We start from the raw sequence: 12,425 nt of genomic DNA on the forward strand, positions 1-12,425 counted from the left end.
AGAGACAGGCATCCCGTCCCCCGCGGACTGGAGCCACCTCACCATCCGCCAGTCCGCGGATGACTTCCACCGTCTCACCCAGGCGCTCAAGCCCATCTACACCGGCAAGTGGGTGTCCACGGGCGGCAGCAAGGGCGGCGAGACGGTGGTGTTCTTCCGCCGCTTCTACCCGGACGACATGGACGCCACCGTGGCGTACGTGGCGCCCATCGCGAAGCGCAACGACGAGCGCTTCGTGACGTTCCAGGACGGAGTGGGAGGGGACGCGCAGCGGGCGTGCCGCGAACGGCTGTGGGCCTTCCAGCATGAGGTGCTCTCGCGCCGGGAGAACATGCTGGCGCTCCTGAAGGCCTACGCGGCGGAACAGGAGCTGACGTACTCGCAGCTCGGCTTCGAGCTGGCACTGGAGCACGGTGTCATCGAGACCTACTTCGCCTTCTGGCAGTACGACAGCGCGCAGAACTGCACCCGGAACATCCCCGACACCACCGCGACGGACCAGGAGCTGTTCGACGCGATGGACGCCGAGGTGGGCATGAGCTCGTTCGCGGACTCGGGCATCAAGCCGTACGCCGCCTACTACTACCAGGCCGCGGTGGAGCTGGGCTGGCCCCAGCCCTACGAGAAGCACCTGGGCTCGCTCATCCACTTCCCGGACACCGACACCGGCGAGGTGTACTCGCCCCCGGGCATCCCGTACGTGTTCCGTCCGCAGGCCATGCCGGACATCCAGGACTGGGTGTCCACGCAGGGTCAGCGCCTGATGTTCATCTACGGCAGCTACGACCCGTGGACGGCGGCGGCCTACCTGGTGGGCAACGCGCAGGACTCCTACCTGTACACGGTGCCGGGCGGAAACCACGGCGCGCGCATCAGCCAGCTCCCCGCGGACCAGCAGGCGGCGGCGAAGGCCACCCTCAACCGCTGGATGGGCCTCTCGCCGCTGAAGCGCGCCCCCAAGGCCGTGCTGTCCGAGGAGCCGCCCATCTTCGGCCCCCACGTGCCGCCCCGGCTGCGCGCGGCGTCGCGGAACTAGTCTGATTGTCGGACAGGTTTCGGGCCGTCCCGGATGCACTCCGGGGCGGCCCGTCGTCTTTTCAGCGGCCCATCTTGAACGGTCCGCCCCGCTCCACGGCCCGCTGGTACGCGGGGCGCGCGTGGAGCCGGTCGAGGTAGGCCGTGAGGTTCGGCAGGTCCCCCAGCAGCCGGAAGGACCTCGCGGCCTCCAGCACGAAGCTGAGCTGGATGTCCGCGCCCGTCAGCGCGGTGCCCACCAGGTACTCGCGGCCCTGGAGGGAGCCCTCCAGGTAGGCCAGGTGGTTCTTCAGCTCGGAGTCGATGCGCGGCTTGATGGGCGCCGCGGCCTCGCCCAGCCGCTTCACGTAGAGCAGCTGCACGATGGGCAGCATCGCGGAGCCCTCCGCGTAGTGCAGGAAGTGCGTGTAGCGGTCCAGGTCCTCGGGCGCGGGGGAGAGCCGGCCCTGGCCGTACTTGCGGATCAGCGTCTCGATGATGGCGCCGGACTCCGCCAGCACGCGGCCGTCGTCCTCCACCAGCGGCGACTTGCCCAGCGGGTGGATGGCCTTGAGCTCTGGCGGGGCGAACCCCGTCTTCGGGTCGCGCTCGTAGCGGACGACCTCGTAGTCGAGCCCCAGCTCCTCCAGGAGCCAGAGGATGCGCTGCGAACGGGATTCGGAGAGGTGGTGGACCTTCAGCATGGGGCCACACTCTCCCAGGTCGCTCCTCCGGACCAGCGCTGTCCGGAGGAGCGGTGTTCAGCACTAGAACGCGGCGCCGCTGGCGCGCTTGCCGGGCGAGCTGCCCAGGCTGGACACGCCCGTGTGCAGCACGAAGCTGCCCGTGGAGGACGCATCCGGGCTGCGGTTGGCGGACACGCCATCCGTGCCCGCGAGCCCCGAGGCGAAGGTCGCCGTATCCACCGCCGTGCCCGCGCTGTTCTTCACCGTGACGGTGTCACCGCTGTTGCCCAGGCCCAGCGTGCCCGTGGACGCGGCCACCGCGCCCGTCGTGCCGGACGGGATGCCCGCCGCGCCACCGAACACCACCACCGCCTTGCCCGCCGCCACGGACGTGCCGCTGGCGAAGGTGTGGCGCACGCCCGTGCTGTCCGACACCGTCCAGCCGCTCAGGTCCACCGCCGCGGTGCCGCTGTTCACCAGCTCCACGAACTCGCCGTTCACGTCCGAGCCCGGCTCGTTGAGCAGCACCTCGTTGATGAACACGTTGCCCGTGCCGCCGGAGCCGCCGTCCGTGGTGATGGCGAAGGCCGCGTTGGACAGGTCGCTGACGGCGGAGTTGCTCGCGTCGCTCACGCGCACCCACGCGTTGGTGCTGGCGGTGCCGGGCACCGTCCACGCCACGCTTCCGCCGGACACGCTGGACGCCAGCGTCGTCCAGGTGGAGCCGTTCAGCGAGTACTCCACCTTCACGCTGGTGACGCCGGACGCCGTCCAGGTGATGGTGTGCGAGGAGCCGCCCACCCAGCTCTCACCGCCGTTGGGCGACAGCACCGTCACGGACGAGGACGTGGTGCCGTCCCCCGGGATGAGGAAGTCCTTGATGACGCCCATGTGCTGCATGCCGGACGCGCCGCTGTCGCCCGACAGGGCGGGGGAGATTTCAGAGATGGGCGAGTACACGCGCGTGTCCGCCACCAGGCCGTTGGCGAAGCTGCTGGAGCCGATGACGACCGCCGTCTGGTAGGCGCGCAGGTCGCTGTCCACCAGCACGTGGTCGTACGGCGAGCTACGGCCCGCGTTGGTGTTGCCGTTGCCGTTGCGGTCCGCCGGGTACGGCGACGCCGTGGACACCACGCTGGAGAAGGTGCTGAAGCACGCCTCGCTGCGGCTGCCGGTGTTGAAGTCGCCGCCAATGACCAGGTAGTCGCTGGCGGGCACGTTGGCGTTGATGAACTTCACCAGGTTGGAGGCCTCCGTGTTGCGGATGCTGGAGCTGGTGGTCAGCAGGTGCACGCTGATGGCCCACAGGTCCTTGGGCCCCGGGATGTCGATGCGCGCCCACGCGAAGTCGCGGTTGGACACCTGCGTGTCGTCCCACTCACCGGCCGCGATGATGGGGTAGCGGCTGATGATGCCGTTGGGAATCTGCGCGCCGGCCTCTCGGTAGTACGAGAAGCCCGTGCCGAAGGCGGTGTCCACGAAGGCGCGGATGTCCGCCGCGGAGTCCGTCTGGTAGTTGAACTCCTGGATCATCACGACGTCGGCGTCGGTGCCCTGGAAGATGCGGATGCCGTGGCCCGGGTTGTAGTCCTGCCCCGTGCCGCTGCTCAGGTTGGCCGCCATCAGGCGCAGCCGCACGTTGGCCAGCGAGTCCTCGCGCGCGACCAACTCCGGCGCCGCCGCCTCCGCTTCCGCCTCCACGGAGCCACCGCACGCGCTGAGCGCCGCGCACACCAGCGTGAAGGACCACATACGCCAGGAGGCGGCAGGCCGCCGGAAGAGGTCTTGTTTCAGGCTCACGATGTTTCACCCTGCTCCCGGCGAACCCGGGAGCCATAGAGGTTCAAGGACGTCACGGCAGCGCCGCGGACGCAGTATTCCGCGTACACGACGCCACCGCCGTTTATCCGTCACATTCCTTGAAACGTTGCGTGAGCGGCGCATCCCGTCCTTCGGGGGCGCGCAATGTTACGCATTGTTACATCGCGGCCGTGGTGGACAGCGCGACGAAGGCGTAGCGCAGACCCTTCCCCAGGGTGACGAAGACGACGAAGGGGAAGGGGCGCACGCCCACGAAGCCGCCCGCGAGCACGAACGCGTCCCCCAGGATGGGCAACCACGCCATGAGCAGGGCGGGCGCACCCCAGGTGCGAAGGTTCGCTTCGACCCGGGCCATGCGGGGGCCTTCCTTCTCCCGGCGGCGCGCCACCCAGCGGCCCAGGGCCCCGCCACCGCCGCGCGACACCCACTGACCCAGGATGTAGAGCGTTATCGCGCCCAGCACGTTGCCCACGGTGGCCACCACGGTGGCCATCACCGGCGGCGTGCCGTTGTAGATGAGGGCGGCGAGCATCGCCTCGGAGGGCACCGGCACCACGGAGCCCGCCAGCATGGCGACGAAGAACATCCCGGGAAGGCCCCAGGTGGACAGGGTGGAGGGCTCGGCGGGCATGGGCGGCCTGGGCCATACACCCGGTCCGGGGCGTTCGTCTTGTCCGGCGTGTCGCTCCCTTCCTTGCTCGCCAACCCCGTCCCCCGGGGCCGGGGGCTGTCGGGCGGCGGGGCCCACCCGGCGGCACGGGTTGTAGGCGCGGGTGGGGGTCGCCATCGTCCCCGCCATGCGACGCTCGACGCGCGAACGCTCAGGCATGCGGTCCATCGACACCGAGGATGAGCGGATCGCCTCCCTGCTCATCGCGGAGCCCCCGGCGCTGCACTTCGAGGGCTCCCGGGACCTGGTGGTGCGGCTGCGAGACGGGCGCCGCTTCGTGCTCACCGTGCTCACGCTGGAGGCACTGGAGGCGCGGCTGGGCAGCGCGCCGTCCTACGTGGCCCCTGGCATCGTCCTGGTGCGGCGGCTGTCGGACGGCGCCCTGCTCCACGCGGTTCGCTCCGCGCTGGACCAGGGCCTGGAGCGGTTCGGCACGCTCCAGCCGCCCATCGAAGAGTAGGCGAAGAGCAGGCGCGGCCGCGGCTGTCGCTCGGCGGTGCTACAGGCCGGGGGCACGGTGGGAACCGGACGCCGCATCGCGGCGCGCGCGTGACTTCCTCCGGGAAGTCCTGGGCCGTGATTATGCTGCCCGCCCGATGGATGAACCCGGCCTGCAATATCCCGGAGAAGCCCTGCGCAGCTGGCTGCGCCAGTTCGCCAAGACACCGCTGGCCGAGCCGACGCTGAAGCTGCTGGTCGTCCTGGCGGACACGGTGTTCTTCGCGAGCCTGGGCCGGGAGGAAGGCGAGGCCACGCGCGTGCGCATCGCCTACCACGCGCAGGGGTTGCAGGGTCTGCAGGCGGTGCGCGAGACGGTCTACGTCGGAGGACAGAAGGGCAAGCGGCAGGCGTGGGAGACGCTGCCCCTGGAGCCCAAGTCGAGCATCACGGACTTCAGCGTGGAGGCGCTGGTGAAGCTGGCGCCCGCGGCGCACCTGCCGCGCACGGCGGTGGTGGTGGGGCCGCGCGAGGGCAAGCTGCGCATCCAGGGGCTGGCGCGGCGGGTGGAGTACACGGAGTTCCACGCCGAGGGCGAGGAGGACGTCTTCATCCTCCACGCGCCGGAGCCGGGCCACCTGGTGGTGAGCACGCAGGGGCGCGAGGTGTTCCGCTACGAGCAGGGCGCGCCGGTGCCGCCGGGACGTCGCGTGGCGTTGCACGACCTGCTCTTCCACGAGGACAGCGCGGTGCGCGCGGCGCTGATGGAGATGTGCTCCACGCTGGTGGAGTCCCTGCCGAAGGTGCAGCCGCTGATGGGCGGCAACCGCGAGTGGTACGTGTCCAACGCGGTGCAGGGGCTCATCCGGAAGATGGCGGGGCTGCACCACGGAGGGCTCATCGCGCTGTTGCCCAAGCAGCACGACGTGGAGCGCTTCCGCACGCGAGGCAAGTACGTGTTGCCGCCGGAGCAGGGCTCGCTCTTGCGTCAGCGGTTGCAGCGCTTCGTGCAGGCGCGGGCGGACCTCATCAACGGCGCGTGGCAGGCGGAGGCCGGCAAGGCGGCGGACGAGGAAGAGGATCCGGAGTTGAAGAAGGCCGCCGCCGAGCACGACGACAAGGCGACGGAGAGCGACTTCCAGGCGCTGGTGGAGAGCATCGGGCAGTTCACCGCGGTGGACAACGCGCTGGTGCTGGGGCCGGAGCTGGAGGTGCTCTGCGCGGGGTATCAGATCGCCATCCCGCGAAGCGGTCCGCCGCAGGTCTTCGAGGCGCGCACGCTGCAGGGAAGGCCCGGGCCGCACTACCCCATCAGCCAGCACGGCTCGCGCCACCGCGCCGCGGCCGTCTTCGCCAACCAGCACTCCGGAGCCATCGTGTTCGTGGCGTCGCAGGACGGCCCGCTCCGCTGCCTGCACCGGCCTCCCGGCAAGAAGAAGGTGCTCCTCTGGAGCCTCCTGCTGACGGAGGACTGAAGCGCGCCCGGGAGGCAGGCATGACGCGGCTGGGATGGGCACTGCTGCTGGGACTGCTCGTGTCGGGCTGCGCGACGACGCGGGTCGTGCGGCTGGAAACGGACGACGGCGAGCGGGTTGTCGTCACGCCCCGGGAGGACGCGTCCGCTTCCGAGGCGCGGCTGACGGAGGCCGAGTTCGAGGTGGCCGTGAGGACGCTCGCACGGGACGTGCGGCCCTTTACCCATCCCCTGCGGCAAGCGCGTGAGCTGTTCGGCCTGCCGGAGCGCAGTGGCCTGTTCGGCTTCCAGGAACGCACCCGGCGGATTGTCCCGCTGGGCGAGGACGAGGCACGCGACCTGCGTCTGGTGGATGCGTCGGACGACCTGACACGCGGCTACAGGCAGTGGTGCGACCAGAAGCGCAAGCAGGCGGGGGACTGCCTGCGCTTGTTGGACGAAGGCCCCCTGCTGGGCAGCGACGGCCGCTACGCGCTGGCGATGGCCATCGCGATGGACTCCGTCTGGCGCGAGACGGCCGAAGCCCTGGAGGGCATGGCGAGTCCCCAGGCCGTCATGGCCACGATGACGTCCACCGTGACGATGTACCTGCTGCTCTGGGCCATGCCCGAGCCCCTGTCCAAGGGACTCGCCGCCCTCATCACCGCCACGGCGATTGCCTACCTGGGCGTGGACACGGTGTGGCGCATCCTCGACGGGTGGGTGACGCTGGTGCGCCACGTGGACCAGGCCACCACGTTCCTCCAGGTGCGTGACGCCGGCGAGGCCTACGGAGCGGTGCTGGGCAGGAACGCCGCGCGCGTCTTCGTGATGCTGGCCACGGCGGCGATAGGCAACACGGCCGGCCTCGCGATGAAGGCGCCAACCCTGCCGGGCTCCGCGCAGGCCGCGGTCGCGGTGGAGGCGCAGGCGGGCCTCCAGTACGTGGCGATTGCAGGCGTGCGCTCCGTGGCCATGACGGCCGAAGGCTTCACGATTGCCCTCGCGCCCAACGCGGTGGCCATGTCATCGCGGCCCGGGAAGCCCCAGCGTCACCACCTGGCCACGATTCGCAATGAGAAGTCCGCGAACAACGGTGGGCCGTGGACTCCGCTCTTCCGGCGCATCTTCAAGAAGGCCGGCATGGAGCTGAAGGATCCGGAGAACATCGTCGAGGTCCCGGGCCACCGGGGACCACATCCCGCCGAGTACCATCAACTCGTCTATGACAGGTTGAGGCAGGCAACCTCCGAATGCCGCAGCGTGGAGGCATGCCGCGAAGCCTTGACTGGCGCACTCAAGATCCTCGCCGAACGCGCCAGGACGCAAGGCACGGAACTCAACCGGTTGCTGACCCGAGGTCCCTGACGGCTACGCCCATGACAGCCCGCTACTTCCGATTGTCAGAAGACGTCTATGCGCCTGGACGCTGGTACCTGGGAGATCCTGTCGATTCGGCCTCCGTGGAGGTCGAGGACCCCTGGATGTTCAGCGCGGGGAAGCACATCCAGGCTCCAGGTCAGCTCCGATTTCCCATCGACGAGCCTGGAAGGCCGCTGGATTACTCCGAAGCGGGCATTGGGGGCACGCCCATCATTCACGTCAAGCTGGCCGCCGTGTTCGCGGAGCTTGCGCCCCATGACGTCCAGCTCTTCGCGGTGGACATCCCAGGACACCCCGAGCAGTTCAGCATGCTCGTGGCCACCCGGCTGATCCGCTGCATCGACGACAAGGCCTCCCGGGAAGTGGAGTACTGGGATCCCATCAAGCACCAACAGCCCGAGAAGGCAGGCCAGTACGCTTCCGTCGCGGGGATGCGCATCGACCCGTCGAAGGTGGGCGGCGCCAAGGTCTTCCGCACCTGGGGATGGAAGGTCGCCCTCATCGTCTCCGAGGACCTGAAGACCGCCCTGGAGCGCACCGGCGCCACCGGCATGCGGTTCACGGAGGTGTAGTGACGCCGGGCTGAAAGCCGGAGAGGGCCCTGGTACAAGCTTCGGATTGTCATGGTACAATCCGAACCATGTCCCGCTCCAATTGGAAACCCCGCCTGAAACGCTCCGATGGCCCCCTGTATGGGGCGCTCGTCGATGCGCTCTCCGCGGACATCAGCGCGGGGAAGCTGCGCGCGGGGGACCGGCTGCCCACGCATCGGGAGCTTGCGAGCACGTTGGGTGCGTCGCTGGGAACCGTGACCCGGGCCTACGCCGAGGCGGAGCGGCGGGGACTCATCTGGAGCCAGGTGGGCAATGGGACGTTCGTGCGGGACCTGCGGGAGGGGGACCGCTACTCGCCCCAGCTCGACCGGACCCGCATCGACCTGGGGCCCACGGCGGTGCCCATCGTCCCCGGAGACGTGGGACATCTGGCACTCGCCGCCGCGCTCCGGCGGCTGGGCGAGCGCGCGGACCTGGGCGCGCTCAGTGGCTATCAGGCGCACGCGGGCACGGGTGCCCAGCGGGCAGCGGGGGTTCGCTGGTTGGAGCTCGCGGGGGTCCCCGCCACGAGCGACGAGGTCCTCGTTTGCGGCGGGGCCCAGCACGCGACCTTGATGGTGCTGTCCCTGCTCACGAACCCCGGCGGCCTGCTGGTGGAGGACGTCACCTATCCGGGCGTCCTCGCCGCGGCGGAGTTCCTCCGGCTGCCCACGCATCCGGTGGCGATCGACGCGGAGGGGCTGGTGCCCGAGGCGCTCGCGGAGGCCTGCCGGAGGACCCAAGCGCGGGTGCTCTACTGCACGCCCACGAACCACAACCCGACCACGGCCATCATGCCGCTGAAGCGGCGGCAGGCGCTGGTCGAGGTCTGCCGTGAGTTCGACGTCACCCTCATCGAGAACGGCGCGCTGGCGCCGCTCGTGGCGAAGGCGCCCGCGCCCCTGGCCGCCCTGGCCCCCGAGCGGACGTATCACCTGGCGAGCCTGTCCAAGGCGGTGCTGCCCGCACTGCGCGTCGGCTACATCCGGGCCCCGGCGCATGCACGGCTGTCGCTGGAGCAGGCCGCCGCGGCGACGGTCTGGTCCGGGTCGCCCCTGCTGCATGAGCTGGCCACGCAATGGGTGACGGACGGCACCGCCGAGTCCCTCCGCGACGCACGGCGGGCCGAAGCCACGGCCCGCCAGTCCCTGGCCGCGAAGGTGTTGAAGGGCCATCCCTACGTCGCGCACGCCAGCGCGTACTTCCTGTGGATGCCCATCCCCGAGCATCGCCGCGCCACGGGACTGGTCGAGGAAGCCGCCGCGCGCGACGTGCTGCTCGGCCCGGCGCACCTGTTCTCGGCCCGGCCGGGCCACGCGCCCAATGCGCTCCGCGTGTCGCTGGGCGCGGCCGGCTCCCGCGAGGAGCTGGAGCGGGGCTTGAAGACGCTGGCGGAGCTGCTCGCCGCCCCTGCACCCCGCCGCCTGGCGTGACGTTTCCATCCACCCCTTCCTGGAGATTGCCCATGACGCCTCCCCTGCCCCACCGTGATGGACTCCTGTCGCGTGCGCGCATCGCGCTGCTCCTCGCGGGGCTCGCCATCCCCTGGATGACGGCGGCGGGAGCGGAAGCCGGCGACCCGCTCCAGGCGCGGCTCGACTTCTCGCAAGCGTCGCTCCGCTGGCCGGACCGGATCCGGGACACCCTGACGCCGCCCCGGTGGCTGCCCGAGGGCGAACGGTTCGTGTACTGGTCCAGGGTCGAGCCCTACCGGGAGACCTGGGTCCTGGTGGATGCGCAGCGGCGCACCCAGCAGCCCCTGCTGGACGCGGAGTCGCTGCGCTCCCAGCTCACGCAGCTCATCGGCAAGCCGGTGACGCTGCCTCCGGTCATGCCCTTCACGTTCACCTCCGATGCGAAGGCCCTCGTCTTCGCCATCCAGGGCCGCGCGTTCTCATTGGGGCTCACTGACAAACGCCTCGTGGCCCTTGAACCCACGCACCCGGTTGCGCTGTCGCTCATGCCCGGCAACGTCCTGTCACCGGACGGTGGGGCGGTCGCGGTGCAACGGGACACGGGGTTCGCGGTGGTGGACGCGAAGGGCACGGCCCGCGTGGAGCGCACCGGCACCGAGGACGCGCCGTGGCGGCTGCCGGAAGCGGCGTGGTCTCCCCAGGGCCGGTTCGTGGCGGTCTGGCGCGACGACATGCAGGGCATGCACCGGCTTCCGCTGGTCGACTACTCCACCCCGGTGGAGAAGGTGACGTGGGTCCCCTACTCCAAGACGGGCACGCCGCTGATGCGCTCGGAGCTGCACTTCGTCACGGTGGACACGGGGCAGGTGGCTCCCGCGCCGGGTGACGCCGCGGAGAGCTACGACTGGTTCGCGGGTTGGCGTCCGGACGGCCGTGAAGCGCTGGTGCTCCAGCTCTCCCGGGATGGCAAGCGGTTGGACCTGGTGGCGGTGGACCCGGGGACGGGCAAGCGCCGCCGCGTGCTGCGGGAGGAGCGGAAGGACACCTTCGTGGGAGCACTGGACTTCGTGGCGGGCGGCTGGGCCCAGCAGGTGAAGCCGCTGCCGGACAACCAGCACTTCCTCTGGATGTCCGAGCGCGATGGCTGGCGCCACGTCTACCTGTATGACTATTCCGGCAAGCTCGTGCGCCAGCTCACGCGGGGCGCGTTTCCGGTCCACGCGGTGGTGGGCATCGCGCCGAAGTCGGACGCCTTCTTCGTGCTCGCCTCCGCGGAGTCCGGGGCGCCCTATGACCGGCGGGTGTATCGGGGGCTGACCGCGGGCGGCGCGCTGAAGCGGCTGTCGCCGGAGCCCGGCATGCACCGGCCCGTGCTGTCACCGTCCACGCGGTTCTTCGTGGATGGGCACTCCACGCGGGAGCAGCCCCGGGTCTGGGACGTGGCGTCCACGGACGGGCGCCCGTCCTTCCGCTACGCGAAGGCGGACACGAGCGCCCTGGCGGAGCTGCACTACACGCCGCCGGAGGGCATCACGGTCAAGGCCGCGGACGGCGTCACGCTCCTGTACGGCGTGCTGTACAAGCCCTGGAACTTCGACCCGAAGAAGCGCTACCCGGTCATCGACGTCATCTACGCGGGGCCGTTCACCACGGTGGTGCCCTGGAGCTACGTGGGCCCGTACGAGTCGGCCATCGCGCACTCCCTGGCACAGCTCGGGTTCATCACGATGGTGCTGGATGCGCGAGGGACGCCGGGACGGAGCAAGGCGTTCCAGGACGTGAACTACGGCCGCGTGGGGCAGACGGAGATTCCGGACCACGTCGCGGCGCTGAAGCAGGCGGCGGCCAGCCGGCCCTACATGGACCTGGAGCGGGTGGGCATCCACGGCCATTCCTGGGGAGGCTACTTCGCGCTGCGCGGCATGCTGACGGCGCCGGAGTTCTTCAAGGCAGGCTACGCGGGAGCGCCGGGGGCCCTGACGGAAGAAGCCGCCATCAACGAGCCCAACATGGGCCTGCTGTCGGACAACCCCGAGGGCTACGCGGCGGGCTCCAACGAAGCCCTGGCGGACAAGCTCCAGGGGGCGCTCAAGCTGATGCACGGCACGAGCGACGTGAACGCATCACTGTCCACGACGATGCGGATGGCCCAGGCGCTGGTGCGAGCGAACAAGCCCTTCGACCTGTTGATCATGCCCGGCGAGGGACACGGCCCTGAAGGCCGGTACTACCAGGACGACGTGCGCCGGTTCTTCCTGCGGGAGCTGGGCGAGCCCCGGTGAGGAGGCGGAGGTGATCACCCCTCGCGCGTGACGTTGCCCTCCAGGCCAGGGGCCGCCAGCGCCATGCCCAGCGCGGCCACCGCGGTGAGCCCCGCGGCGATGGCGAACTGGGTGGCGAAGTGGCCTCGCGCCAGCGACAGCGCCGCCACCGCCAGGGACCCGCCCAACAGCCGCATCGAGTAGAGCGTGCTCGTCACGATGCCCCGGTACTGCCACGGCGCCCGCGACTGCGGCCCCAGGAGCGAGCTGCTCGCGGCCGGCCCCACGCCCATCCCCACCAACGCCAGCGCCGCGAACGTGGCCGGAATCCCCCAGCCTCGCAGCGCCGCCACTGACAACAGCCCCGCGCCCGTCGCCGCGAGCGTGAACCCCAGCCCCACGCTCGCGCGCATCCCGCCCCGCACCAGCACCTTCACGCCGAACGTGGACCCCACCGACCAGCCCAGCAGCATCGGCACCAGCGCCAGCCCCGCGCCGATGGGCGAATGCCCGCCCTGCTCCGTCATCCACAGCGGCACCCACGCCGACATCGTGTACAGCAGCGCGCCCGCGAAAAGCCCGCCCGCGATGCCGCTCACCACCGTCCGGTCCCGCACCAGCACCGCCGGCAACAGCGGCGCGGACGTCCTCCCCTGCTGCCAGACGAACAGCGCCACCCCCGCCACCGCCC

General features: G+C 70.6%; 10 protein-coding genes and 1 pseudogene. 7 read left to right on the plus strand and 4 right to left on the minus strand.

Annotation, left to right across the window (positions count from 1 at the left end):
* Positions 1-1,036 (plus strand): annotated as a pseudogene (locus D7W79_RS28795) (S28 family serine protease); the annotation flags it as partial.
* Between the two features lie 61 nt (positions 1,037-1,097).
* On the opposite strand, the gene D7W79_RS28800 reads toward D7W79_RS28795, so the two are convergent.
* The 3 genes from D7W79_RS28800 to D7W79_RS28810 form a co-directional block, all read right to left on the minus strand.
* A complete protein-coding gene (locus tag D7W79_RS28800; protein ID WP_120528593.1) occupies positions 1,098-1,718 on the minus strand; it encodes a glutathione S-transferase family protein in 621 nt (206 codons plus the stop codon).
* Between the two features lie 63 nt (positions 1,719-1,781).
* Entirely contained in the window at positions 1,782-3,452 is a 1,671-nt protein-coding gene (locus tag D7W79_RS28805; protein ID WP_167497749.1) for a lamin tail domain-containing protein, read from the minus strand.
* 226 nt (positions 3,453-3,678) lie between these two features.
* On the minus strand, positions 3,679-4,152 hold the full coding sequence (locus D7W79_RS28810) for a YqaA family protein (RefSeq protein WP_120528595.1): 474 nt from the start codon (positions 4,150-4,152) through the stop codon (positions 3,679-3,681).
* A 166-nt stretch (positions 4,153-4,318) separates the two neighbouring features.
* Here D7W79_RS28810 and D7W79_RS28815 point away from each other — a divergent pair, with 166 nt between their 5' ends.
* The 6 genes from D7W79_RS28815 (at position 4,319) to D7W79_RS28840 (ending at position 11,755) form a co-directional block, all read left to right on the plus strand.
* Entirely contained in the window at positions 4,319-4,651 is a 333-nt protein-coding gene (locus D7W79_RS28815) for a hypothetical protein (protein ID WP_208729864.1), read from the plus strand.
* A 136-nt stretch (positions 4,652-4,787) separates the two neighbouring features.
* Entirely contained in the window at positions 4,788-6,104 is a 1,317-nt protein-coding gene (locus tag D7W79_RS28820; protein WP_120528597.1) for a putative sensor domain DACNV-containing protein, read from the plus strand.
* A gap of 20 nt (positions 6,105-6,124) precedes the next feature.
* On the plus strand, positions 6,125-7,450 hold the full coding sequence (locus tag D7W79_RS28825; RefSeq protein ID WP_120528598.1) for an AHH domain-containing protein: 1,326 nt from the start codon (positions 6,125-6,127) through the stop codon (positions 7,448-7,450).
* Positions 7,451-7,461: 11 nt separating this feature from the next.
* Positions 7,462-8,037, plus strand: coding sequence for an imm11 family protein (locus tag D7W79_RS28830; RefSeq protein ID WP_120528599.1), 576 nt, complete (start codon positions 7,462-7,464; stop codon positions 8,035-8,037).
* Between the two features lie 68 nt (positions 8,038-8,105).
* Entirely contained in the window at positions 8,106-9,491 is a 1,386-nt protein-coding gene (locus tag D7W79_RS28835; RefSeq protein ID WP_120528600.1) for an aminotransferase-like domain-containing protein, read from the plus strand.
* Positions 9,492-9,523: 32 nt separating this feature from the next.
* Positions 9,524-11,755, plus strand: coding sequence for a S9 family peptidase (locus tag D7W79_RS28840; protein ID WP_120528601.1), 2,232 nt, complete (start codon positions 9,524-9,526; stop codon positions 11,753-11,755).
* A gap of 14 nt (positions 11,756-11,769) precedes the next feature.
* On the opposite strand, the gene D7W79_RS28845 is transcribed toward D7W79_RS28840, so the two are convergent.
* The coding region (locus D7W79_RS28845) for an MFS transporter (RefSeq protein WP_147442103.1) at positions 11,770-12,425 on the minus strand (656 nt) is incomplete at its 5' end.

The sequence above is a fragment of the Corallococcus exercitus genome (assembly GCF_003611585.1).
Classification (GTDB): Bacteria; Myxococcota; Myxococcia; order Myxococcales; family Myxococcaceae; genus Corallococcus; species Corallococcus exercitus.